Raw genomic sequence first — 23,850 nt, forward strand, 5'->3', positions numbered from 1 at the left:
CTGTATAAGAGTACACAAAAACAGAACGGTTTGATGATATGGGGGTGAGAGGTTGAAAAATATCGCAAGGGCTCTCGTTATCCTTTTGCTTATTTACGGAGCGTATGTTCTGTTTATACAATATGGATCGGCTCCTCAGAAAAAGACCAATCAGGAGGAGCCTCAGGTTTCCAATGAAGAAGAGAGCGGAAAACGGCTGAAAATGCCGTCATCCGGACTGCTTTCTCTCATGGGGAAATCTGCCGCCGATGTGAAAAAGAAACTTGGGGAACCGTCTCGGAAAGATCCTTCTGCCTACGATTACGAGTGGTGGGTGTACAACCAGGGGAAAGACCAATACGTACAAGTCGGTATTTTGAATGATAAAGCCGTGACTTTATACGCTTCGGGAAGCGGCATCAACGCAAAACCGTTTAAGATCGGCGAATCGACGGGCGAAGTTTTTAAAACGACGCAGGTTTCTCCTTTTGTCAATGTGACTGACAAGGGAAACACGTATCGGTTTGAGTTTTCCGAAGAAGATATCAATACCCGTCCCACCGTCAAGATAGGCGGAATGTATGTTCAGCTGTACATGGACAAATTTGACGGGAATCTGTCAAGCATCAGGGCTTTTGATGCGGAAACGCTTGTGAAACAAAGGCCGTATGAGGTCATGTACAGAGGAAAGCTGACAGAACCCGAGCCAGTTTCTGATAAAAAATGGAACGACATTGAACGAGCGAGTGAACAGCAGATTCTCGACATTACAAATGTCATCCGCGTGAAACACGGACTGGCAAGGCTGAAATGGGACGAAGGCGCCGCGAAAGTGGCATTCGGCCACAGCAAGGACATGAAGGATAACAAGTATTTCTCTCACGTCTCAAAGAAATACGGGACTCTGAAGGACCGCTTGGAAAAAGGCGATGTGAAATACCGGGAGGCCGGTGAAAATATTGCCTACAACTATGTGGACGGTCCTGCAGCCGTGGAGGGCTGGCTGAACAGCGAAGGCCACAGGAAGGCGCTGTTAAGCCCGGATTATACGCACCTCGGTGTCGGCGTGGACCGGAAGTATTATACGCAAAACTTCATTAAGCCTTGGCAGTAAAAAACCGCAGAGGGACGCGTCCCCCGCGGTTTTTTATGTTTTTTCGCGAGCGGCGCTCCTGCAGAAAAAAATATACCTGCTTTTTTTCGCAATTTAGGCGAACATTAAGGCGCATGAACCGATACATTATAGCAGGCAAAACTTTTCGGAGGGGGTGAGAATTGTGGCGAATCAGCAATCACGGCAATCAATCGATGATTTTAAACAATTCGTAAAAAAGCATCCCAAACTGATCCAAAATGTTCGCAAGGAACAAAGAAGCTGGCAGGAAGTCTATGAAAACTGGGTTCTCCTGGGCGAGGATGATCCGATGTGGGACCCTTATAAAGACGAGGCCGTTCAGCCTTCTTCCGACGCGGAAACCAAACAGGAACCAGCTGAAAAGAACGATTTCGTTTCAAAAATGGTCACTGCCGTCAAAAAGATGGATATCAACCAAATGAATGAGCAGATCAATAAAATGAGCCAGTCCATTTCATCATTGCAAAGCCTTTTAAGCCAATTTTCGGGGAGCAGCACGAAGCAGCCCCGGCAAGGCTCCGGACAACATCCTTTTTCATTCAGAAAGGATTAAAGAAGGGGATCATGTATGCGAAAAGAGGTTCAGGAATTCATATCCGCAGATGAGGAACGGAAACGGTTTATACGGCAGCGTCCCGTCTGGTACCGCAGACTTGCGAGAAAACCGGACGATCTCAATTCCTTTCAGCTTGACATGATGAATTTTTATGAAAAGACGATACCGCATCGGGTAAGTCAATTCTCAAACGGGATTCAAATGGCGCAGATGATGATGCAGATGGTACACGCCATGCGTTCGCAGGATTAAAAAGCGTTTAAACGCCGCATTTTCCAATTGGGTGGTTTCATGGTAAACTAGCAACTGGAGGTGCGTATTTATGTATGCAACAATTGAGTCCGTCAAGCTTCAAAGTGAAGCGGAGCAGCTTGCCGGCATGATTCTGCAGTCTGAGACGGCTGAAAATTACCGCGATTGTTACAAGCGTCTCCGTGAAGATGAAGAGGCAGGGCGGATCATTCGTTCTTTTATGAGCGTTAAAGAGCAGTATGAGGATGTGCAGCGTTTTGGCAAATACCATCCTGATTATAGAGAGATTTCCCGCAAAATGAGAGAAATGAAGCGGGAGCTCGATTTAAACGATAAGGTGGCCGAATTTAAAAAAGCGGAGACTGAGCTTCAGTCGCTGCTTGACGAGATCAGCATTGAACTCGGAACGGCCGTCTCGGAGCATGTAAAAGTGCCGACGGGGAATCCTTATTTTGACGGCCTGTCATCCTGCGGCGGCGGCTGCGGTTCCGGCGGCGGCTGCGGATGCAAAGTTTCCTGACGAGACGGCCGTCTCGTCTTTTACATAAAATGAACAGAAAGTCAGGCGGGTGATCATGATGGAAAATAAGCGCCAAGGCATAATCGTATATCTGCATTCCTTAAAACACAGCAAAATGCTGAGAAAATTCGGCAACGTTCATTATGTTTCCAAGCGGCTGAAATACGTTGTGCTGTATTGCGATATGGACCTGATCGAAAAAACAATGGAAAAGATTTCTTCTTATTCTTATGTGAAGAAGGTAGAGCCTTCTTATAAACCTTTTTTAAAGCTGGAATTTGAATCAAAGCTTGATAAAGCGAAAGAGTACGATTATAAAGTCGGCATATAAAAAAATCCCCGCAGATACCTGCGGGGTCCTTCTATTCCTTAACAAGTTAAGGAGAAGGAAAAGGGAGAGGAGAAACCGGAGGAAGAACTTATGGGGAAACGTAAGTCTTCTCCGCGGTTGGCAACAACATCATTCATTGATGCTGTTACACGTAGTCTTGACAGGAATGTGAATATGTATACACGTTTTTCACGTTCATTGTTTGAAAGAATGCTTTATGATAAGATAGGGATTGTTTTTATACATAACGGCTCAGCCGATGAGAAACATTAAAGTTTTCAGAAAAAGTGGTGTGAATAATGAGAGTAATTTCCGGTTCAAGAAAAGGACGAGCCTTAAAGGCGGTGCCGGGCACATCAACAAGGCCGACGACGGATAAAGTAAAAGAGTCTATTTTTAATATGATCGGCCCGTATTTTGACGGAGGAACGGGGCTGGATTTGTTTGCGGGGAGCGGCGGTCTCGGGATTGAAGCGCTGTCGCGCGGATTTGACCGCTGTATCTTTGTGGATCGTGATTTCAAAGCCATCCAAACGGTAAAAGCGAATATCAAAGCGCTTGATCTGCTGTCTTCAGCGGAAGTATACCGCAATGATGCAGAGCGGGCTCTCTATGCCGCGGCGAAACGGGAAAAAGGTTTTGACGGAATTTTCTTAGATCCTCCGTATAAGGAGCAAAAGCTGAAAGCGCTTATCGAAATGATTGATGAGCAGAACATGCTGAATGAAGACGGTTTTGTCGTAGCCGAGCATGATAAAGCCGTTGCGCTTCCTGAAGCCGTCGGCGCGCTTTCTGTAACAAGAAGGGAAATTTACGGGCTTACAGGAGTGACGATATACCGAAATAGGGGGTAATGATGTGGCAAGTATAGCTGTATGTCCCGGAAGTTTTGATCCCGTTACCTACGGACATCTGGACATTATCAGACGGGGGGCAAACGTGTTTGAGCAGGTGTACGTATGCGTGCTCAATAATTCTTCTAAGCAGCCGCTGTTTACAGTTGAGGAACGATGTGAGCTGTTAAGAGAAGTGACAAAAGACATACCGAATGTTACGGTCGAGACGTCACAGGGACTGTTAATCGACTATGCGAAAAAAAAGCGGGCGAAGGCGATTATCAGGGGGCTCAGAGCCGTTTCTGACTTCGAATATGAGATGCAGGGGACTTCCGTCAACCGCGTGCTCGACGAATCAATAGAAACTTTTTTTATGATGACGAACAATCAGTACTCTTTTTTAAGTTCAAGCATCGTAAAAGAAGTCGCAAAATATAACGGGCCAGTTTCAGAGTTTGTTCCTCCGGAAGTTGAACAGGCGCTGAAGCAGAAATTTAAAGGATGAGAAGCGCTGATAGGCGTCTCATCCTTTTTTTGTCCGTGCTGACAGCCTGTAGCAATAAATCAATGCGTATACGGCGAGAGCTGTCAGCGTGATGGCGGGACCGATTTCAACAAGTGTATTCCAACCGCTGACGGCAGCAGATCCCGCGTCCTGATCGCGGAAAAGGAGGAATACGGACTGGTAAGGTTCGTCCAACGCAAGGTAAAGCGGCTTCCACAGTAAGAGAATAAAGAGTGCGGCATAAATGCCCTGAAGGATACGCGCCGCGAAAAACGGTTTAAAGCGGATATCTGTTTCCGATAAAATACCGGCTACCTGGGCCTGTACGGAAAGGCCGCTGAACCCGAGAATAAAACTCACAATCATGGCTTTCGGCAGCAAGGCGGCATCAGCTTCACTGACCAGCTTGCTCCCAAGTGTAATTTCAAACATTCCGCTGATAAGAGGGATGTCCAGATTTGCCGGAAGATGAAAAAGGGAAAGCAGCGCGTTTGTAAATACAGAAAGCACATCCATGACTTGTACGATTGATAATAACCGGCTGAAAACCGAAAACAATATAATAAAACCGCCCACCATCAGCAAGGTTTGTACAGAAGAGGTGACGGCGTCGCCCAAAATTTTTCCGAGCGGCCGCTTTTCCGAAAGCCGCGCCTTGTGGAGGGCCAGAAATGCTTCCTTCAGAGAAGGGAGAGCGATCGTCTTTTTACCGGTATACGCCGCTTCTTCTTTCCGTCCGTATGAACGCATCGTCAGGCCGACGGCGATGTTTCCGAGATAGTGAGCCGATGCCAGCAGAATGCCGAGAGACGCGTTATGAAAAAAGCCGACCGCCACAGCAGCGAATATAAATAACGGATTGGATGAATTGGTAAAAGAGACGAGGCGTTCAGCCTCTACTCTGGAGATTTGTTTATCCTGGCGCAGCCGTGCAGTCAGCTTCGCGCCGGCCGGATTGCCTGAAGCCATGCCCATAGCCAGTACAAATCCGCCGACCCCCGGCACTCTGAAAATGGGACGCATAAAGGGTTCGAGTAAAAGGCCGACAAATTTGACAATGCCGAATCCGATTAAAAGCTCAGATAGAATAAAAAACGGAAGCAATGAAGGAAAAACGACCTCCCACCACATGGAAAGACCGGTTTTGGAGGCTTCGAATGAGGCCTGAGGGTGTGAAATAACCGTCGCTGTCAAAAAAATGAAAAACAATGAAATCAAAAATGTATGAAACTTAGACAAATTCATTCTTACCTCCCCGATGCTAAAATTGCACACTGACATTTATATCATGATAAAATATAGAACAGACCTTAAAGGCGGCCGGGCAAGTACCTATTTGTCATCCTGTACTAATATACGAGCATAGGGGTTCAATTTAGACCATAGAATTCATGTATAGGATGTCTATTAGGGGGTTCGTCGCGTTGGCCAAACCTACAATCGGGTTAGCGTTAGGTTCGGGAGGGGCAAGAGGCATTGCTCATCTCGGAGTGTTATCCAGTTTACATAAGCATCAGATTCCAATTGATATGATTGCCGGCAGCAGCATGGGAGCATTAGTCGGAAGCTTTTATGCGGCCGGGCATGACGTGGCTACGATGAAAAAAGTCGCCAAAGCATTTAAGCGGCGGCTGTACGCGGATTATACGATGCCGAGGCTCGGATTTTTAAAAGGAGACCGCATCAGGCAGCTTGTTCATGCCTATACGTACGGCAAGCCGATAGAAGAACTGCGGATCCCGCTCGGCATCGTGGCCTGCGACCTTCAGACCGGCGAAAAACTCGTTTTTACGAAAGGTTCAGTGTCCGAAGCCGTCCGCGCGAGCATCAGCATACCGGGCGTTTTCGTCCCGCAAAAAATGAACGGACGTATGTTAGTCGACGGCGCGGTGGTTGACAGAATCCCGGTTTCCGCCGTAAAAGACATGGGTGCTGATATCGTCATCGCCTCTGACGTATCCCGAGTGAAAAAAACGGAAAAAGCGGCACATATTTTTGATGTAATCATGCAAAGTATGGATATACTGCAAAATGAATTGGTCCGTCACCAGACCATTGCCGCAGACGTCATGATCCGCCCTTCTCTTGAATCATTCAGCTCAAGTTCTTTTGCCAACATTGATCATATGATCACAGCGGGCGAAGAAGCCGCAGACCGGATGATCGGCCGGATTAAACAAGAAATAGAGAACTGGGAGGGCTAACTCATATGAAAGCAAAACATTTTCGCTGGGTGTTTATCATCCTGATCTTATTAATTGCTGTTACATTTATTAAGCTTCCGTATTACATTACACAGCCGGGAGAAGCATCAGAGCTGAGACCGCTGATTAAGGTGGACGGAGGCTATCCTGAAAAAGGAAGCCTTTCCTTGATGACTGTCAAAGTAGGCCCCGCCAATCCGTATACATATCTTTGGGCGAAAGTGCATCCTTACGATGAAATCGTCCCTGATGAAAGCATAAAAGAAGAGGGCGAATCGGACTCGGATTATATGAAGCGCCAGCTGCAAATGATGAAAAGCTCCCAAGAAAACGCGGTCATTGCCGCTTATCAAAAAGCCGGGAAACAGGTGAAATACTCATTTAACGGGATTTTCGCCAGCTCAGTCGTCTCTGACATGCCGGCAAAAGGAAAAATAGAGGTCGGTGATAAAATCATCAGCGCGGACGGGAAAACATACGAATCCGCTGAAAAGCTGATTGATTATATCAGCAGCAAAAAAGCGGGGGAAAAAGTAACGTTTCACATTGAACGGGACACGAAAGAAAAGACCGCTGACATTGTGCTGAAATCATTCCCGGACGACCCGAAAAGAGCGGGAATCGGCGTAGCGTTATATACGGACCGGAACGTGAAAGTAAAGCCGGATCTCCATTTCAGCATTGAAAACATCGGCGGGCCTTCTGCGGGTCTCATGATGTCTTTAGAAATTTACAACCAGCTGACAAAACCTGACGAAACAAAAGGCTATAATATAGCCGGAACGGGGACAATCGACGTGGACGGCAAGGTCGGACCGATCGGCGGAATCGATCAGAAAGTCGTCGCCGCAGACAAAGCGGGAAAAGATATTTTCTTTGCGCCGAATCAAAACGGAGCTGAAAATTCTGATTACAAAAATGCGGTAAAAACGGCGAAAGCAATCAAGTCCGATATGAAGATCGTCCCTGTCGACACCATGCAGGACGCACTTGACTATTTGGATCAGCTGAAAGTAAAAAGCACCTGATACAGGCAGGTGCTTTTTTTACGCATTCAAAAAACGCTTTTCGTCTTCATCATAGCGGATCGGCGCTTGTGAAAATTCCTGTTTCTCAAACAATGTGCGTTCAGGTTCTTTTATCGGCAGGCTGTAAACCCGTCCCGCCAGTATGTCCAGATCCAGAGCGGGATGAGAGAAAGAAGAGAGCTTGCTGACGAGAGGTGCGGTAAGCTCTTTTTTCTTTGCCGACAGGTACGCCTGTCCTTTTTTCGTCATTCCGAGAAGACGGATATAAGGAGCGCTTGAAGGCTGTAAAAGCCGATGCATGTCTTCCTTTTTCGTCCGTGTCAGAATGTGCGTGTTCATCCGCTGCAGCCTCGTCCACGTGTATCGTTTTGTTTTCAATCGTTCCATCATTTCGCGATAGGATCGGGCTTGTCTGATGGTGCGCAAAATTCTGTGCTCAAGGCCTTCTTCCACTTCGTAGATTCGGCTCAATTCTTCAGCGGACAGAGTGCTGACGCTGTATTTTACATATGAAAAATAGTCTTCCGTGCTGTGCCATATCCCGTATGCATTTCTGTATGCCTCCAGCTCACGCGCAGACGCTTCCGGGAGAAAGCTCCTTGCGGCCGCCGTTCCTTTTTCTATCAGCGCTTTCCGGATGCTTGTTGCGCTGGCTATCCGGCTGTTATCTCCGGGAAGCTCGTCGTCATGATACTGGGCAGCGATTCTGGCTGTCGTATAAGGCTTCATAGCGGAACCGAAGGCGTGTATCGCTCTAACGTAGTGAAAACCGAGAATATTGTTCGGCTTGGACAAATCGAGCATGTCCCGCCCTTTGAATATGTGTGAAAAAGCTTTTGAGGCGGCGGCCGGATAGCTGAGACCCTTTTTCAGCTCCTCTTTCAGAATCAGGCTGCAGTCATCTTCCTTTCGGCTGAACGCTTCAGACGCTTCAATAAAGGGTTCGATCCGCCCGTTTTCGCTGCCGAAAAACAAGCTGCTGCATCCTAAATGATGAAGAAGCGAAACGCTGCCGCGCGCGAATAATTCCGCTTTTTGTACGGCATACATATAAGGGAGCTCAATGACGATATCCACGCCGTTTTCCAGCGCCATTTTTGTCCGGGCCCACTTTGAGACGGCGGCCGGTTCCCCGCGCTGCAAAAAAGGGCCGCTCATCACCGCCGCCGCGACGCTGCTGTCCGTTTTGATTTTTGCTTGTTCCGCATGATAGCGGTGTCCGTTATGAAAGGGATTATATTCAACAACCAGGCCGACTGCTTTCATATTTGTCCCGCCTTTCTTGCTATGTTTTGCTTCGTGTGGTACATTTGCAAATGAAGTGCATATTTTAGTCCGTTTCGTTTAGTGTATGCATAGCCTATCCGGCTGTCAACGATTGCATGACGGCGGCATTATGCTGTAAAGAAAAAATATTGACAAAAACATTCTGAAAAGCTATAATCATGTTTGTTGCTTTCCTGAGGTGATACAAATGAAATGGACGATTTATCAGCTTCATCAAATGGCGAAAAAGAGCTTTGAATTTGATGAAACAGTTGAGTTAAATGAGCTGACAAAATTGAATTCTGACATCCGCCGTATTTCTCCCGTCCGGGTGAAGGGCCGCGCGGAGATTGAATCCAAGCAAGTTTCGTTTGACTTTACGATTTCAGGCGAAATGGTTTTGCCGTGCTCAAGAACTTTAGTTGATGTGCCGTATCCATTTACAATCGCGACAAAAGAACTGTTTAGATTTCATAAGTCGGATGATATAGAAGATGAGGACGTTCATATTGCTGAAGACGATATCGTTGACTTAACTCCGATCGTAAAAGAAGAGATTCTTTTAGAAATTCCTATGCAAGTCTTTTGTGAAACTGAACAAAAAGAAGGAGCCGCTCCCCAAGTGGGGAAGGATTGGCAAGTGATTTCTGAGGAAGACAAGAAAAATCAAATCGACCCCAGACTTGCGGATCTGAAAAAGCTCTTAACACAAGATGATGAATCTTAACTCTTTAAGGAGGTGGGAATAATGGCTGTACCTTTTAGAAGAACTTCTAAAATGAAAAAAAGATTGCGCCGTACACATTTCAAACTAAATGTACCTGGTATGACAGAATGCCCGTCATGCGGAGAGATGAAATTGTCTCACCGTGTATGTAAAGCATGCGGATCATACAACGGCAAAGACATAAATGTTAAAAGCAATTAATGTATGAAGAAAAGCGCGGGAATCTCGGTTCCTGCGCTTTTCTTTTTTTTTGCCCCTCCGGCCTGCTTCCGCCGAAAAAATTGTGAGCGCCAGTAGTCTATCTAATCTATCAGCGGCATATGTATGAGGTAAATGAGCAAATATGGAGGGAGATACGATTGACGATAACGAGACAAGACGCGTGGACGCAAGATGAAGATTTGCTGCTGGCCGAAGTGGTGCTCAGGCATATTCGGGAAGGCGGGACCCAGCTTTCCGCTTTTGAAGAAGTCGGCAGAGCGCTGACGAGAACGGCTGCCGCCTGCGGGTTCAGATGGAATTCTTATGTCAGAAAACAATATCAGTCAGGGATAGAACTGGCGAAAAAACAGCGGAAGGAATTAAGAAAGCAGATCGGGGTGCATTCCGCCAATCTGCCGGGAACCGTCAAACAGCCTCCGATCCGCAGGGCGGAAGGAGAAAAAGAGCTGTCCATTGATGATGTCATTTTGTTTCTTCAGCAATTTAAAGAGTCGCCGGCCGCAGCGGATGTTCGTCATGAAAAAGAAAAACTCACAGAACAGCTGACCGCGCTGCAAAAAGAAGTCGAGGATCTGCGTGAGGAAAATGAAAGCTTGAGAAACAAGCTGGAGATGACGGAAGAAGATTATAAAGCGTTAATTGACATTATGGACAGAGCGAGAAGGATGGTCAATTCAAAAGAAGACGACAGGAAATCGGCGCAGAGCCTGTAAAATGAACCGGCCTGAGGGCGGCGGCCCGGCCGGTTTTTTATTATGCCGTTTCTCCGGATGTCATTTCACCGTCCATATCGGGATGCCAGATGTAAGGATTTTCTCCTTTATCACGCGCCATATCATATTTAACGGGCTCAAAATTCATCTTATCCCAGAATTCTGCTGATTTCATGCGTGAATTTGTCCTGATCGGCATTCTGAAGGATTTTGCAAAATCAACAAGCGCTTTTCCGTATCCGTTGTTTTGATAGCCCGGAAGAACCTCAAGCTTCCAAAGTTCCAAAAAGTCCTGACGCTGATCAAAATACGGATTCGCGCCTCCGTTTACCTGATATAAACTCATTCTCGCCACTAGTTTATCCCCGAAGTAAATCCCGTAAAAAGGCGAGGTGCTGTCATTTTCAATGATATTATCCTGAAGATCTTCAAGCATCGACAGCTCCTGCATCCCGTATTCCTTAAACCTTTTAAATTCTTCGAGTGTCTTATAGTTGATGAGCAGGCGCTCTATTTTCAACACAAACTCCCCCTTTGTTGTGTTCTACCATTATTGTAAACGCTTTAATTGAAAATTCCAACTATAATATGCTTGCCTGTCTTTTTGCTCGAAACGAAATTGAAGTAATTTGCGGCGGCTTCTGCTATGATAATATGGAAAAAAGCAGATATAGGGTGTGACAGTGTGAAAATCGGAATTATCGGCGGCGGAGCGGTAGGTCTTTTATGTGCTTACTACTTATCGTCCCGCCACCAGGTAACGGTCATTACGCGGCGGACGGAACAGGCTGATGCGATTAACTCAGGCGGTATACGGCTTTTGAAAGACGGAATAGAATGTACGGCGGCATGCAGAGCGCAAACCGGCCTCACTCCCGGATTCGACCTCTTAATCGCAGCCGTTAAACAGCACCAGCTCAGTGCTGTGCTGCGGGATCTTGAGACGATAAAAGGGACGAATGTGCTGTTTTTGCAAAACGGCATGGGACACATACACGACATTAAAGATTGGCATACGGATCATTCGCTTTATGCCGGCACTGTTGAGCACGGAGCAAAAAAGATATCGGATCATGCCGTTGAACATACGGGAGCGGGAGCCGTAAGATGGAGTGTATTCAGCGCATCCCGGCCGGAAACGCTCAAAAGCATCTTTTCCGGCATGCACCGGGATTTTCCCGTATATGATGAAAACGACTGGTATCGGCTGTTAACGGGAAAACTGATCATCAATGTATGCATCAACCCGTTAACTGCATTGCTGCGCGTGAAAAACGGAGAGCTGTTAAGAAATGACGCTTACAAAAAATATATGAGAAACGTGTTTGAAGAAGCGGAGACAATACTTGGCCTCGCCGATAGAGAAAAAGCGTGGAACAAGGTTTGCGAAGTTTGCAGACTGACGGAAAAAAATCATTCTTCCATGCTCGTCGATATCATGGCAGGCAGGCGGACAGAGGCCGATGCGATTATCGGCTACCTTGTAAAAGAAGCGGAAAGCCGCGGATTGCCGGCCGTTCATCTCCCGTTTTTACACCGCAGCATAAAAGCGTTAGAAAGAAACTGAAACAAAGTCTTTTGAGGTTTTCCGGTAACATGCTATACTCATTTCGGAAACCTAACTATTTATTGGAGAAAGGAAGTTCCAGACAGATGCAGCTAACTGAACTTTCCATCAAAAGTCAAAATAAGTTTGTGCAGCACTATATAGATGGAGAAGACATGTCTTCATTTTTTGATTATGATATTCATTCAGAGGACGTATGGCAAAAGCGGCTTCACGACTTGTCTTCGCGGCCGTTTGCCAGAGAAGAATTAGCGGATTATTTATCCTCCTATCACGAAAAATTTCACTCCGCCGCCATGCAGGCCTCCATCGAAAAACTGAGAGATCCAAAAAGCGCAGCGGTAGTAGGCGGCCAGCAGGCCGGTCTTTTAACGGGGCCTCTTTACACCATACATAAAATTATCTCCATTATCGTACTTGCCAGACAGCAGGAAGAGGCGTTACAGATTCCTGTTGTTCCGATTTTCTGGGTGGCGGGTGAAGATCACGATCTGGAAGAAATCAATTTTGTGCATACGTCAACAGAGAATAAAGGTCCGGTGAAACAGAAACTGCCGCAGTCGTACTGGAAAAAAACATCGGCGGCTAAAACCGAGCTAGATCAGCAAAAATGCGCGGCTTGGATTGATGAAGTGTTCGCTGCTTTTGAGGAAACGGATCACACAAACACACTCCTTCAAAACGTGAAGCGATGTTTACGCTCATCAGAGACATTCACGGACTTTTTTGAGCTGTTGATCGCCGACTTGTTTCAAGAAGAAGGCCTTATTCTGATGAATTCGGGAGATCCGGGGATTAAAAAGCTGGAAACGAGTATGTTTCAGCAGATTTTAAAACACAATCATGAGCTTGCCAAAGCCGTGTCAGACCAGCAGAGTCTTATGCGGGAAGCCGGTTATCACCCGATTATTGAAACGGACAAAGATCAGGCCAATCTGTTTTACGAACACGAGGGAGAGCGTTTCTTAATTGAAAAAGAAAACGGCGTTTTTGTCATTAAGGAGCTTGACCTGAAGTGGACGAACGACGAGCTTCATACTCATATGGAAGAAAAACCGGAATGTTTCAGCAATAACGTTGTGACAAGGCCGCTTATGCAGGAGTTTCTCATTCCGACTCTGGCGTTTATCGCGGGGCCGGGAGAAATCAATTATTGGGGTGAGCTGAAGCAGGCTTTCTCATTAATGGGCTTTCGCATGACGCCGGTAGTGCCGAGACTGAACATTACGATTCTTGAGCGCCATATTGAAAAGAAGCTTTCAGAACGGAATATCCCGCTTCAGGAAGCGATTGAACACGGCACCGGACACCTGAAAGACACTTATTTTGAAGAGCAGATTCCGGAAGAGTTTTCTTCTGTAATGGAACAGGCGAAGTCTCAGATTGAAGCTGTCCATAAACGCGCAAGGGACGAAGCGCTGAAGGTCGATTCAAGCCTTGAGCCGCTCTTACAGAAGAATGCCGCCTTCATTCAGGATCAGCTCTTCTTTTTAGAACGGACGGTAACGAAAAGAATTGAAGAAAAAGAAGGCTTTGTGCTGCGTGACTATGAAAGAATCCAAAACAGCATCAGACCGCTCGGCGCTCCGCAGGAACGGATTTGGAATGTGATGTATTATCTGAACCGCTACGGTCCAAAATTCTTCACAACCTTCAAACATCTGCCATTTTCTTTTCAAAACCAACATCAGATTGTCAAACTTTGAAATAAAGTTTTAAAGAACCCTGAATAGTTCAGGGTTTTTTTTTATGTGTAAACAGTGTAAAATGAGGTTGTGGAGAGAAGTGGCGGATAGTGGTGAGTTTAGGAGGGAAAGTGGGGGTCCTTATCATGTTTATGGGTGAATACCGGCATACTGTTGATGCAAAGGGCCGCATGATCGTACCCGCAAAATTCAGAGAAGGCCTCGGTGAGCAGTTTGTGCTGACAAGAGGACTTGACCAATGCCTTTTCGGCTATCCGATGAATGAATGGAAGCTGATTGAAGAAAAGCTGAAGGCTCTGCCGCTCACCAAAAAAGACGCCCGCGCATTTACCCGATTCTTTTTTTCCGGTGCGACCGAATGCGAACTGGACAAGCAGGGAAGGGTTAATATTGCGTCATCTCTTCTGAATTACGCAAAACTGGAAAAAGAATGTGTTGTCATCGGGGTTTCCAATCGAATTGAATTGTGGAGTAAGGTAATATGGGAACAATACACAGAAGAGCAAGAAGATTCATTCGCTGAAATTGCTGAAAACATGATTGGATTTGATATATAATGGATCTTCGTGCATCACAACAACAACTGACAATTCAATTCATTCCTGATAAAGGTGGGACCGACACAAATGTTTCAGCATAAGACAGTACTTCTTCGTGAAACCGTCGACGGTTTAAATATCAAACCGGACGGAACCTATGTGGACTGCACCCTTGGCGGCGCCGGGCACAGTACATATTTATTGCAGCAATTATCGGAAAAAGGACGCTTGATCGCCTTTGACCAAGATGACACGGCACTTGAAAATGCAAAGAAAACATTGTCCGAATACAAAGGACAGCTCATTCTGGTAAAAAGCAACTTTCGTTATTTAAAAGAGTGTTTACATGAACACGGCATTACGAGTGTCGACGGAATTTTATTTGATTTAGGAGTATCCTCTCCGCAGCTTGATACACCGGAACGGGGATTCAGTTATCATCATGACGCACCGCTGGACATGAGGATGGACCAGTCGGCCGCCCTTACGGCGAAAGAAGTCGTAAATGAATGGCGGTATGAGGACCTTGTGAGGATTTTCTTTAAATACGGAGAAGAAAAATTCAGCAAGCAGATCGCCCGGAAAATTGAAGAGGCAAGAGAAAAATCGCCTATTCAAACAACCGGCCAACTGGTCGATCTAATAAAGGACGCGATACCGGCTCCGGCAAGAAGAAGCGGAGGTCATCCGGCCAAACGTGTATTCCAAGCCATTCGAATCGCCGTAAACGACGAGCTTCAAGTATTTGAAGAGGCCCTCTTGCAAGCGATAGAGGTGCTGAAGCCGGGCGGAAGGGTGTCTGTGATCACTTTTCACTCGCTGGAAGACAGAATGTGCAAGACGACATTCAAGGAAAAATCATCACTTCCCGAACTGCCTCCGGGTCTTCCTGTGATACCGGAAGAATTTGAACCGGAATTAAAACTGATTACGAGAAAGCCCATTACGGCATCAAAAGAGGAGCTTGAAGAAAATAACCGCGCCCGGTCAGCGAAGCTCCGCATTGCGGAGAAACGAAAATAACGGGCAGCAAATGACAACATTAAAGGAGGTCATCAGCCTATGAGCAACTTAGCTTACCAGCAGGAAAAACAACAACGGCCAGTGATAAGTCCCGAAAAAAAGGTGATTGTCAAAAAGAGGGCTTCCATTACACTCGGAGAAAAGGTGCTGCTCGTCCTGTTTGCCATTGCCGTTCTCTCCACATCAATGTTTATCGTATCAAAGGCATACGCGGCGTACCAATCCAATATTGAGGTGCAAAAACTGGAGGAGAAAGTATCTGAGAAGAATAAGCAGATCGGTGATCTCGAAAAGACGGCTGCTGACTTAAGCCAGCCGCAGCGCCTGATGGATATCGCTAAAAAGCACGGTTTGAATCTGAAAGATAAAAAAGTGAAAAACATACAGGAATGATAACCCATGCCGAAAAAAAATAAGTTTATGAACAGAGGAGCAGCGATACTCAGTATTTGTTTCGCTCTCTTTTTCTTTGTCATTCTCGGGAGAATGGCGTACATTCAATTAACCGGTAAAGCAAACGGTGTAGAACTTGCAACAAAAGCGACCGAGCAGCACGAAAAAAAGCGGACGATAGAAGCGAGCCGCGGCTCTATTCTTGACCGGAAGGGCAAAGTGCTTGCGGAGGACACGGCGACATATAAGCTCATTGCCGTGCTTGATAAAAAAATGACGAGTGATCCGAAGCATCCTCAGCATGTCAAAGACAAAGAGAAAACGGCGGAAAAACTGGCGACCGTTATCAATCTTGATAAAAGCGAGATTCTGGACATTTTAAACAGGAATGGCGCGAAGCAGGTGGAATTCGGTTCAGCCGGCCGCGATATCTCTTATGCGAAAAAACAAAAGATCGAAAAAATGAATCTTCCGGGTATTTCTTTCTTAAGAGATACGAAGCGCTACTATCCGAACGGCATATTTTTGTCAAATGTTCTCGGCTATGCCGATGTGAATGAAAAAACAAACGAGATACAAGGCTCTTTAGGGCTTGAAAAAATACTGAATAACTATCTGACGGAACGTGACGGGTCCGTCACTTACGAAAGTGATAAATCCGGCTGGAAACTTCCGAACAGCAAAGAAAAAATCACCGCACCTAAAAACGGTGACAATGTATATTTAACCATTGATCAGAAAATTCAAACCTTTCTAGAAGACAGCATGACGAAAGTAGCGGAAAAATATAAACCGAAAAAAATTATGGCGGCTGTCGTAGAACCGAAAACAGGCAAAGTGCTTGCGATGGGGCAGCGTCCGAGTTTTGACCCGAATATCAGAAACGTCACCAATTATTACAACGACTTAGTGTCGTACGCGTATGAACCGGGATCGACGATGAAGATCTTTACGCTTGCCGCGGCGATTCAGGAAAATGTGTTTTCCGCAAACGAGAAATATAAATCAGGAACATATAAAGTGGGAGGCGGACCTGTTAAAGATTGGAACGATGGCGCCGGATGGGGTATGACAAGCTTCCATGACGGCCTCATGAGGTCATCGAATGTTGCTTTCGCCAAACTGGCCAATGAAAAACTGGGGTTTGACCGGTTTAATGAGTACCTGCACAAATTCGGGCTCTATCAAAAAACAGGGATTGATCTGCCCGGTGAAGTATCAAGTAAAATTAACTACAAATATGATTTTGACAAAGCGTCTACGGCTTACGGCCAAGCATCGGCGATAACACCGATCCAGCAGCTTCAGGCCGTCACGGCGATTGCCAATAACGGCAAAATGATGAAACCTTACGTCATTGATCATATTGTCGACCCCGATACGAAAAAAGTCGTCAAGCAGACAAAACCGGAGCAAGTTGGCACGCCGATTTCAGCCGATACGGCGAAAAAAGTCCGGAACCTGCTCGGAGAAGTCGTGACGTCAGACATCGGAACGGGAAAACCTTATAAAATTGAAGGTTTTGACGTCGCGGGTAAAACGGGAACCGCACAAATCGCCGGGACAGGCGGATATTTAAGGGGAACGAGCAACTATGTGTTTTCATTCATGGGCATGGCGCCGAAAAATGATCCTAAGCTCGTCATCTATGTAGCCGTGCAGCAGCCGCAGTTAAAAGCGGGTCAAAGCAGCTCTGATCCTGTTGCGGAAATCTTTAACCCGACGATGAAAAACAGCCTCCACTACATGAATATCGAACCGACGGAAAAAACGGATTCCGGCCAGGAAGAAACGAAAAGCCAAAAGATGCCTGACCTGACAGATAAGACAGTCACGGGCGCTGAGAAGGAAGCGAAAAATGAACATCTCACACCGATTGTCATCGGCAGCGATGTTGCCGTAAAAGACCAGTATCCGACAGCCGGAGAAGATGTGATCACCAATCAGAAAATCTTCTTAAAAACAGACGGAAAGATGACGATGCCGGATATGTCCGGATGGTCGAGACGGGAAGTGCTTCAATTCAGCAAAGTATCAGGCATTCACATCGATGTGAGCGGTGAAGGTTACGCTTCAAGCCAAAGTGTGAAAAAAGGCAAAGAACTGAAAGAAAATACCGTGATTAAGGTGAAATTTAAAAATCCTGATTAACGGGACAGAGAAGTCCGCGGATGCCCGCGGGCTTCTTTTTTATGCGCTGCCGTTCTATGTGTCCAAGCTGAGGCATAAATTGAAACAAGCCTAAATAAGGAGTGGACGGTCCCTTGCGCGTTTCAAATGTAACGGTTCGAAAACGTTTATTACTGGTTTTGCTTTTTGGCGTAATCATTTTTTTGATCATTGACAGCAGATTAGGCTATGTCCAATTTGTGATGGGAGAAAAGCTGACTTCACTGGCTAAGGATTCCTGGAGCCGGAATTTGCCGTTTGAGCCTGAGCGGGGAGAGATCCTTGACCGAAACGGCGTGAAGCTGGCTACGAATAAAAGCGCGCCGACCGTCTTTGTCGTACCGCGCCAGATTCAAAATCCCATAAAAACGGGCAAGCTTCTCGCGTCAGTTTTAAATATGTCGGAAGAGAAGGTCTACAAACACATTACTAAGAAAACCTCCATCGAAAAAATCTCACCCGAGGGGCGGAAAATTTCCAATAAAAAAGCGAAAGAAATCAAAGCGCTCGACTTAAAAGGGGTTTATGTGGCTGAAGACAGCATCCGCCATTATCCGTACGGAAGCTTTTTGTCTCATGTTCTCGGTTTTGCCGGTATTGATAACCAGGGCCTTCTCGGATTGGAGGCTTATTATGATGATGACTTAAAAGGTGTAAAGGGATCAGTGAAATTTTATACGGATGCCAAGGGGAAGAAAATGCCTGATGAAGCGGATGATTACACCCCTCCGAAAGACGGACTTGATATGAAATTGACGATTGACGCCAAGGTTCAGACGATTATAGAAAGAGAGCTCGATAATGCTGCGGCGAAATATAATCCCGACGGAATGATTGCGGTCGCAATGAATCCGAAAAACGGGGAAGTGCTCGGTATGTCAAGCCGTCCTGATTTTGATCCGGCTGACTATCAATCCGTAGATCCGTCCGTTTACAACCGGAACCTGCCGGTATGGAGCACATATGAACCGGGTTCGACCTTTAAGATTATTACGCTTGCGGCGGCTCTCCAAGAGCAAAAAGTAAACTTGCAAAGAGACCACTTTTATGACAAAGGATTTGCCGAGGTTGACGGCGCCCGCCTCCGATGCTGGAAAAAGGGCGGCCACGGTTCGCAATCTTATCTTGAAGTCGTTCAAAATTCCTGCAACCCTGGGTTTGTACAGCTGGGGGAACGGCTCGGAAAACAAAAGCTGTTTCAATATATTAAGGACTTCGGCTTTGGAAAGAAAACAGGCATTGATCTGCAAGGGGAAGGAACGGGGATCTTATTCCCGCTTGACAGAGTCGGCCCGGTCGAACAGGCGACAACCGCTTTCGGACAAGGGGTTTCCGTCACGCCGATTCAGCAGGTGGCAGCCGTTTCCGCAGCAATAAACGGCGGAACGCTTTATACTCCGTTTATCGCCAAAGAGTGGGTTGATCCCGTTACGAAAAAAACCGTTAAGAAACAATCGCCGATTGCGAAAAGGCAAGTTATTTCCCAGGAAACGTCAAAGCAGATCAGATATGCTTTAGAAAGCGTCGTCGCTCAGGGAACGGGGCGGAATGCCTTTGTGGAAGGATATCGCGTCGGCGGAAAAACAGGTACCGCACAAAAGGTCAAAGACGGCAAATATCTCGAAAACAACCATATCGTCTCCTTTATCGGTTTTGCGCCGGCTGATGACCCGAGCCTTGTCGTGTATGTCGCGGTTGATAATCCGAAAGGCACGATTCAATTCGGGGGAACCGTCGCCGCGCCGATTGTCGGAAATATGATGAGAGACAGTCTGCCGGAGCTCGGCGTGAAACCGCGAAAAAATCAAATCGAGAAAAAATATCAATGGAACGACACAAAAACAATAGAGGTTCCGAATGTTGTAGGGATGTCTGTCTCTGATCTTGAGTCGCTGCTTGTCAATTTGAATATTGACTCCTCAGGAAAAGGAAGCAAAATTGTGAAACAATCACCTGCAGCCGGAACGAAAGTAAAAGAAGGCTCAAAGATCCGTGTTTACTTGAGTGAAGAATGAGTCTTTTTGAGGCAGCCGATTGTTTTCGGCTGCCTTTTATCATAAAGAGAAAAAAAGAAGATAACTTTTAAGATTAACTGGATGTATCCTTTTATTTACGCTAAAATATGAACTGTATGTTTAAAAGCCATTCTGACTTTTATAAACGGTTATCATGATAAAAGAATGAATAGAATTTCTGAGAGGTTTGATACAATGAAACTTACAAAGCTGCTTACATATTTAATGGCCGAACCTGTTCAAAATGACTTTCATGACCCTGATATAACTTCAATTGAGATGGACTCCAGGGAAGTGAGAAAAGGGAGTCTTTTTGTGTGTATAAAAGGGTATACGGTAGACGGACATGATTTCGCTCAAAAAGCCGCAGAAAACGGCGCAGCGGCCATCGTTGCCGAGAAAGAGCTTGACGTCGATGTCCCTGTCATTATCGTCCGCCGGTCACAGCGGGCGCTCAGCGTTCTTTCTGACGCGTTTTACGGGCAGCCGACAAAGCAGCTTCAGCTTATCGGCATCACCGGCACAAACGGCAAAACATCAACGACGCACATGGTTGATGAGATTTTCAAAAAAGCGGGAAGACAGACCGGTTTAATCGGAACGATGTACATTAAAATCGGGGATGAGACATTCCCGGTCAAAAATACAACGCCCGAAAGCGTCACACTGCAAAAAACGTTCAAGAAAATGAATGATGAGCATGTTGACACAGCTATTATGGAGGTGTCTTCTCACGCTCTGTCACTCGGCAGGGTTCACGGCTGCGATTATGATATTGCCGTATTCACGAACCTGACGCAGGACCATTTAGACTATCACAAGACGATGGAAGACTACAGACAGGCTAAAAGCCTCCTGTTTTCCCAGCTGGGCGGCTCCTTTAACCATGAAAAGCCAAAGCGGGCAGTTTTAAACGCAGATGACAAAGCCAGTGCTTACTTTGAAAAAGTGACGGCGGCGCACATCCTTACATACGGAATCGAGAACGATGCCGATGTCATGGCGAAACAAATCGAGATCTCTGCGCAAGGCACAAGTTTTGAACTCGTTACGCCAAAAGGAACAAAGCAGATCACGGTTTCACTCGTCGGCCGCTTCAACGTGTATAACGTACTGGCTGCAGCGGCGACAGCGATCGCAGCGGGTCTGCCGTTTGATACGATCACAAGCGCTCTTGAAGAGCTGCAAGGTGTCAGAGGCCGGTTTGAACTGGTGAATCATAATCAGCCGTTTCCTGTGATCGTCGATTACGCGCACACGCCTGACAGTCTGGAAAACGTTCTGAATACATGCAAAGACATGACAGAGGGCAAGCTTTTCGTCGTCGTCGGCTGCGGCGGAGACCGGGATAAAACGAAACGCCCGAAAATGGCGGAAATTGCGGTGCGGATTGCCGACGAACCGATTTTCACTTCAGATAACCCGAGAAGCGAAGACCCGCTGGCCATATTAAGAGATATGGAAAGAGGGGTAGAAGGCACCTACTATCACAGTATCGCAAACCGCGAGCAGGCTATCTTTTTTGCCATTGCCAACGCGAAAAAGGGAGATGTGGTTCTGATTGCCGGGAAAGGGCATGAAACCTATCAGCAGATCGGCAATGAAACATTCGACTTTGATGACGCCGAAGTAGCGGGAAGAGCTATTGTTGAGCTGAATAAAAAGTAAAACAGGAAAGAGTGTTAGAATGAGGGAAATGAAAAGAATTACGGGGACACAATGTGAATATGATAAATACGTATGTCGTTTGAACGAAACGGGAGGAGAAAAGAGCAATGCTTGAGCAAGTGATTTTATTTACAATAATAATGGGATTTTTAATCAGTGTTCTGATATCTCCGATTCTTATCCCGTTTTTAAGACGTTTAAAATTCGGCCAAAGTATCAGGGAAGAGGGGCCGAAATCACATATGAAAAAATCAGGGACGCCGACGATGGGCGGGGTCATGATTATCGTATCCATCGCCATTACGGCGATTGTCATGACGCAGAAATTTTCGCATCTGAGCGCGGAAATGTTTCTTCTGCTGTTTGTTACGATCGGATACGGCCTGCTCGGCTTTCTGGATGACTATATTAAAGTAGTAATGAAACGGAATCTCGGATTGACGTCGAAGCAGAAATTGATCGGCCAGATCATTATTGCCATTGTATTTTACGGAGTATATCATTATTGCCATTTTTCAACCGGCATCAGGGTGCCGGGCACACATCTGTCAATCGATCTCGGCTGGGGATACTTTATCCTCGTTCTCTTTATGCTTGTCGGAGGTTCAAATGCCGTCAACCTGACAGACGGTCTGGACGGTCTCTTGTCCGGTACCGCGGCTATCGCATTCGGCGCTTTCGCCATCCTTGCGTGGAACCAGTCACAATATGACGTTGCGATTTTCTCGGTTGCCGTTGTCGGCGCCGTTCTCGGTTTTCTTGTATTCAACGCCCATCCCGCCAAAGTATTTATGGGGGATACCGGTTCGCTTGCGCTCGGAGGAGCGATCGTGACCGTTGCCATTCTGACGAAGCTTGAAATTCTGCTCGTCATTATCGGCGGAGTTTTTGTTATTGAGACCTTATCTGTTATCTTACAAGTCATCAGCTTTAAAACGACAGGAAAACGAATCTTTAAGATGAGTCCGCTTCACCACCATTACGAATTGGTCGGATGGTCTGAATGGAGAGTTGTCGTCACATTCTGGACTGCGGGACTGCTGCTTGCCGTTTTAGGAATTTACATCGAGGTGTGGTTATAAGTGGAAAACGAACTTTTTTTGCGAAAACAAAACTTTCTGGTCCTCGGACTGGCGAAAAGCGGATATGCGGCTGCGTCGATTCTTCATGAAAAAGGCATTAACGTCGTCGTAAATGATCAAAAAGCCTTTGAAGAGAACGAACCTGCTAAAAGGCTTTCAGAAAGAGGAATCGAGGTCATCTGCGGTGAGCATCCGACGTCACTTTTTGATCAGCATCACATTACCATTCTGATCAAAAACCCCGGAATCCCGTATGAAAATATCATGGTGGAGGAAGCGCAAAGAAGAGGCATCCCGGTCTGGACGGAAATCGAGCTTGCGTATTATATCACCAATGCAAAATTCATCGGCATTACAGGTTCAAACGGGAAAACAACAACGACGACCCTGATTTATGAAATGCTGAAAGCTGACTCGATAAAGGCGCTGATCGCAGGGAATATCGGCACTGTCGCCAGTGAAGTGGCTTATCATGCTGACGGTGATGAATGGATCGTCACAGAGCTTTCTTCGTTCCAGCTTATGGGGACTCATGCGTTCAGACCTGAAATCGGCCTGATTTTAAATGTGTTCGACGCTCATTTGGATTACCATCACAGCCGTGAAAACTATGAAAAAGCCAAGCAGAACGTGTATCTTCATCAGCTTGAGAGTGATACGGCCATCGTGAATCAAAGCGATGAAACAGTCGTGCGGCTTGCCGAAAGCGGAAAAGCCGGCACCGTTCCGTTTTCAGTTCACCAGGAACTGTCAAGCGGCGCATTTATTAAAGACGGAATGCTGATGTTCGGCGATGAAGCGATTCTGCCTGTTGATGACATCGTGCTGCCGGGCGCGCACAATTTAGAAAATATATTGGCCGCTGTAGCCGCGGCAAAAACGGCGGGCGCGTCTAATAAAGCGATTCAGAAGGTGCTGACAAGCTTTACCGGTGTCAAACACCGTCTGCAGTATGTAACAGCGATCCGGAATCGTAAATTTTATAATGACAGCAAAGCGACGAATATTTTGGCCACAAGCAAAGCGCTCTCCGCGTTCAAAGCACCGGTTATTCTGCTTGCAGGCGGACTGGACCGCGGCAACGGTTTTGACGATCTGAAACCGTATATGGACAATGTCAAAGCGGTCCTGACGTTCGGACAGACAGCGCCGAAGATAGAAAAACTGGGCAATGAGCTGGGAATACAACATGTCAAACGTGTCGATAATGTTGAACAAGCAGTATCTGCGGCGTTTGCGCTCTCAAATGAAGGAGACGTCATCCTCTTGTCACCCGCGTGTGCAAGCTGGGATCAGTTCAAAACATTTGAAGAACGCGGTGACATGTTTATAGATGCCGTGCATATGCTTAAGTAAGGGCTTGTCTCTGTTCATCGGCAGCCCTAAATGACTTATGCTTGGGGTGTCGATTGCT

The 23,850-nt window shown here is 46.4% G+C and carries 25 protein-coding genes; 22 read left to right on the forward strand and 3 right to left on the reverse strand.

Features of this window, described 5'->3' with window-relative positions; genetic code table 11:
* Positions 1-52 precede the first annotated feature (52 nt).
* The 7 genes from VP472_RS07440 to coaD all read left to right on the forward strand — a co-directional run bounded on the left by VP472_RS07440 (position 53) and on the right by coaD (position 4,114).
* Positions 53-1,093 (forward strand): CAP domain-containing protein, encoded by a 1,041-nt coding sequence (locus VP472_RS07440; RefSeq protein WP_003154477.1) that lies wholly within the window; start codon positions 53-55, stop codon positions 1,091-1,093.
* A 163-nt stretch (positions 1,094-1,256) separates the two neighbouring features.
* Complete coding sequence (locus VP472_RS07445) at positions 1,257-1,667, forward strand: YlbD family protein (RefSeq protein ID WP_070081781.1); 411 nt, start codon at positions 1,257-1,259, stop codon at positions 1,665-1,667.
* Between the two features lie 15 nt (positions 1,668-1,682).
* Positions 1,683-1,922 carry a YlbE-like family protein gene (locus VP472_RS07450; protein ID WP_003154475.1) on the forward strand — a complete coding sequence of 80 codons (240 nt, stop codon included), beginning with the start codon at positions 1,683-1,685 and terminating at the stop codon, positions 1,920-1,922.
* 70 nt (positions 1,923-1,992) lie between these two features.
* On the forward strand, positions 1,993-2,442 hold the full coding sequence (locus VP472_RS07455) for a regulatory iron-sulfur-containing complex subunit RicF (protein ID WP_003154472.1): 450 nt from the start codon (positions 1,993-1,995) through the stop codon (positions 2,440-2,442).
* 58 nt (positions 2,443-2,500) lie between these two features.
* Positions 2,501-2,773 carry a YlbG family protein gene (locus tag VP472_RS07460; RefSeq protein ID WP_003154470.1) on the forward strand — a complete coding sequence of 91 codons (273 nt, stop codon included), beginning with the start codon at positions 2,501-2,503 and terminating at the stop codon, positions 2,771-2,773.
* Between the two features lie 299 nt (positions 2,774-3,072).
* On the forward strand, positions 3,073-3,627 hold the full coding sequence (rsmD, locus tag VP472_RS07465) for a 16S rRNA (guanine(966)-N(2))-methyltransferase RsmD (RefSeq protein ID WP_007409693.1): 555 nt from the start codon (positions 3,073-3,075) through the stop codon (positions 3,625-3,627).
* A 4-nt stretch (positions 3,628-3,631) separates the two neighbouring features.
* Positions 3,632-4,114 (forward strand): pantetheine-phosphate adenylyltransferase, encoded by a 483-nt coding sequence (gene coaD / locus VP472_RS07470; RefSeq protein WP_014417707.1) that lies wholly within the window; start codon positions 3,632-3,634, stop codon positions 4,112-4,114.
* A gap of 18 nt (positions 4,115-4,132) precedes the next feature.
* On the opposite strand, the gene ylbJ is transcribed toward coaD, so the two are convergent.
* Entirely contained in the window at positions 4,133-5,359 is a 1,227-nt protein-coding gene (gene ylbJ, locus VP472_RS07475) for a sporulation integral membrane protein YlbJ (protein ID WP_070081783.1), read from the reverse strand.
* A 179-nt stretch (positions 5,360-5,538) separates the two neighbouring features.
* Here ylbJ and VP472_RS07480 point away from each other — a divergent pair, with 179 nt between their 5' ends.
* Positions 5,539-6,318: a patatin family protein gene (locus VP472_RS07480; protein WP_014304961.1), complete on the forward strand. Its 780-nt coding sequence runs from the start codon at positions 5,539-5,541 to the stop codon at positions 6,316-6,318.
* A 5-nt stretch (positions 6,319-6,323) separates the two neighbouring features.
* Positions 6,324-7,346 (forward strand): SepM family pheromone-processing serine protease, encoded by a 1,023-nt coding sequence (locus VP472_RS07485; RefSeq protein ID WP_146276714.1) that lies wholly within the window; start codon positions 6,324-6,326, stop codon positions 7,344-7,346.
* Positions 7,347-7,364: 18 nt separating this feature from the next.
* Here VP472_RS07485 and VP472_RS07490 read toward each other — a convergent pair whose 3' ends face one another.
* Positions 7,365-8,612 (reverse strand): nucleotidyltransferase, encoded by a 1,248-nt coding sequence (locus VP472_RS07490; RefSeq protein ID WP_146276716.1) that lies wholly within the window; start codon positions 8,610-8,612, stop codon positions 7,365-7,367.
* Between the two features lie 208 nt (positions 8,613-8,820).
* Here VP472_RS07490 and VP472_RS07495 point away from each other — a divergent pair, with 208 nt between their 5' ends.
* From VP472_RS07495 to gerR, 3 genes are all read left to right on the forward strand, one after another.
* The gene (locus VP472_RS07495; protein ID WP_003154459.1) at positions 8,821-9,339 is read left to right on the forward strand and encodes a YceD family protein; all 519 of its coding nucleotides are present in this window, start codon (positions 8,821-8,823) and stop codon (positions 9,337-9,339) included.
* A 21-nt stretch (positions 9,340-9,360) separates the two neighbouring features.
* Positions 9,361-9,540 (forward strand): 50S ribosomal protein L32, encoded by a 180-nt coding sequence (gene rpmF / locus VP472_RS07500; RefSeq protein WP_003154457.1) that lies wholly within the window; start codon positions 9,361-9,363, stop codon positions 9,538-9,540.
* 158 nt (positions 9,541-9,698) lie between these two features.
* Positions 9,699-10,274 carry a sporulation-specific transcriptional regulator GerR gene (gene gerR / locus VP472_RS07505; RefSeq protein WP_003154450.1) on the forward strand — a complete coding sequence of 192 codons (576 nt, stop codon included), beginning with the start codon at positions 9,699-9,701 and terminating at the stop codon, positions 10,272-10,274.
* 40 nt (positions 10,275-10,314) lie between these two features.
* Here gerR and VP472_RS07510 read toward each other — a convergent pair whose 3' ends face one another.
* Positions 10,315-10,797, reverse strand: coding sequence for an N-acetyltransferase (locus VP472_RS07510; protein ID WP_003154449.1), 483 nt, complete (start codon positions 10,795-10,797; stop codon positions 10,315-10,317).
* 162 nt (positions 10,798-10,959) lie between these two features.
* Between VP472_RS07510 and VP472_RS07515 the strand changes: the two genes are divergently transcribed.
* The 10 genes from VP472_RS07515 to murD all read left to right on the forward strand — a co-directional run bounded on the left by VP472_RS07515 (position 10,960) and on the right by murD (position 23,792).
* A complete protein-coding gene (locus VP472_RS07515) occupies positions 10,960-11,841 on the forward strand; it encodes a 2-dehydropantoate 2-reductase (protein ID WP_225979750.1) in 882 nt (293 codons plus the stop codon).
* Positions 11,842-11,927: 86 nt separating this feature from the next.
* Positions 11,928-13,547, forward strand: coding sequence for a bacillithiol biosynthesis cysteine-adding enzyme BshC (bshC, locus tag VP472_RS07520; RefSeq protein ID WP_153986658.1), 1,620 nt, complete (start codon positions 11,928-11,930; stop codon positions 13,545-13,547).
* Positions 13,548-13,672: 125 nt separating this feature from the next.
* The gene (gene mraZ, locus VP472_RS07525) at positions 13,673-14,104 is read left to right on the forward strand and encodes a division/cell wall cluster transcriptional repressor MraZ (RefSeq protein ID WP_007409703.1); all 432 of its coding nucleotides are present in this window, start codon (positions 13,673-13,675) and stop codon (positions 14,102-14,104) included.
* 69 nt (positions 14,105-14,173) lie between these two features.
* Positions 14,174-15,109: a 16S rRNA (cytosine(1402)-N(4))-methyltransferase RsmH gene (gene rsmH / locus VP472_RS07530; RefSeq protein ID WP_007409704.1), complete on the forward strand. Its 936-nt coding sequence runs from the start codon at positions 14,174-14,176 to the stop codon at positions 15,107-15,109.
* Positions 15,110-15,148: 39 nt separating this feature from the next.
* Positions 15,149-15,502: a cell division protein FtsL gene (gene ftsL, locus VP472_RS07535; RefSeq protein WP_003154442.1), complete on the forward strand. Its 354-nt coding sequence runs from the start codon at positions 15,149-15,151 to the stop codon at positions 15,500-15,502.
* Between the two features lie 6 nt (positions 15,503-15,508).
* Complete coding sequence (pbpB, locus tag VP472_RS07540; protein ID WP_146276722.1) at positions 15,509-17,653, forward strand: penicillin-binding protein 2B; 2,145 nt, start codon at positions 15,509-15,511, stop codon at positions 17,651-17,653.
* 113 nt (positions 17,654-17,766) lie between these two features.
* Positions 17,767-19,686: a stage V sporulation protein D gene (locus VP472_RS07545; protein WP_003154438.1), complete on the forward strand. Its 1,920-nt coding sequence runs from the start codon at positions 17,767-17,769 to the stop codon at positions 19,684-19,686.
* 195 nt (positions 19,687-19,881) lie between these two features.
* Positions 19,882-21,354 (forward strand): UDP-N-acetylmuramoyl-L-alanyl-D-glutamate--2,6-diaminopimelate ligase, encoded by a 1,473-nt coding sequence (locus VP472_RS07550; RefSeq protein ID WP_014417717.1) that lies wholly within the window; start codon positions 19,882-19,884, stop codon positions 21,352-21,354.
* Positions 21,355-21,461: 107 nt separating this feature from the next.
* Positions 21,462-22,436 carry a phospho-N-acetylmuramoyl-pentapeptide-transferase gene (gene mraY / locus VP472_RS07555; protein WP_007409707.1) on the forward strand — a complete coding sequence of 325 codons (975 nt, stop codon included), beginning with the start codon at positions 21,462-21,464 and terminating at the stop codon, positions 22,434-22,436.
* Positions 22,437-23,792 carry a UDP-N-acetylmuramoyl-L-alanine--D-glutamate ligase gene (gene murD, locus VP472_RS07560; protein ID WP_146276724.1) on the forward strand — a complete coding sequence of 452 codons (1,356 nt, stop codon included), beginning with the start codon at positions 22,437-22,439 and terminating at the stop codon, positions 23,790-23,792. It abuts the gene before it with no gap.
* Positions 23,793-23,850: the final 58 nt, after the last annotated feature.

The organism is Bacillus sp. MT(2024) (genome assembly GCF_036362845.1).
GTDB classification, from domain to species: Bacteria; Bacillota; Bacilli; order Bacillales; family Bacillaceae; genus Bacillus; species Bacillus velezensis.

Coding starts and splice junctions, on each gene's coding strand:
- VP472_RS07450 (WP_003154475.1), top strand. CDS start 1,683: ATGCGAAAAGAGGTTCAGGAATTCATATCCGCAGATGAGGAACGGAAA.
- VP472_RS07455 (WP_003154472.1), top strand. CDS start 1,993: ATGTATGCAACAATTGAGTCCGTCAAGCTTCAAAGTGAAGCGGAGCAG.
- VP472_RS07460 (WP_003154470.1), top strand. CDS start 2,501: ATGGAAAATAAGCGCCAAGGCATAATCGTATATCTGCATTCCTTAAAA.
- rsmD (WP_007409693.1), top strand. CDS start 3,073: ATGAGAGTAATTTCCGGTTCAAGAAAAGGACGAGCCTTAAAGGCGGTG.
- ylbJ (WP_070081783.1), bottom strand. CDS start 5,359: ATGAATTTGTCTAAGTTTCATACATTTTTGATTTCATTGTTTTTCATT.
- VP472_RS07485 (WP_146276714.1), top strand. CDS start 6,324: ATGAAAGCAAAACATTTTCGCTGGGTGTTTATCATCCTGATCTTATTA.
- VP472_RS07490 (WP_146276716.1), bottom strand. CDS start 8,612: ATGAAAGCAGTCGGCCTGGTTGTTGAATATAATCCCTTTCATAACGGA.
- VP472_RS07495 (WP_003154459.1), top strand. CDS start 8,821: ATGAAATGGACGATTTATCAGCTTCATCAAATGGCGAAAAAGAGCTTT.
- rpmF (WP_003154457.1), top strand. CDS start 9,361: ATGGCTGTACCTTTTAGAAGAACTTCTAAAATGAAAAAAAGATTGCGC.
- bshC (WP_153986658.1), top strand. CDS start 11,928: ATGCAGCTAACTGAACTTTCCATCAAAAGTCAAAATAAGTTTGTGCAG.
- mraZ (WP_007409703.1), top strand. CDS start 13,673: ATGTTTATGGGTGAATACCGGCATACTGTTGATGCAAAGGGCCGCATG.
- rsmH (WP_007409704.1), top strand. CDS start 14,174: ATGTTTCAGCATAAGACAGTACTTCTTCGTGAAACCGTCGACGGTTTA.
- ftsL (WP_003154442.1), top strand. CDS start 15,149: ATGAGCAACTTAGCTTACCAGCAGGAAAAACAACAACGGCCAGTGATA.
- pbpB (WP_146276722.1), top strand. CDS start 15,509: ATGCCGAAAAAAAATAAGTTTATGAACAGAGGAGCAGCGATACTCAGT.
- VP472_RS07550 (WP_014417717.1), top strand. CDS start 19,882: ATGAAACTTACAAAGCTGCTTACATATTTAATGGCCGAACCTGTTCAA.
- mraY (WP_007409707.1), top strand. CDS start 21,462: ATGCTTGAGCAAGTGATTTTATTTACAATAATAATGGGATTTTTAATC.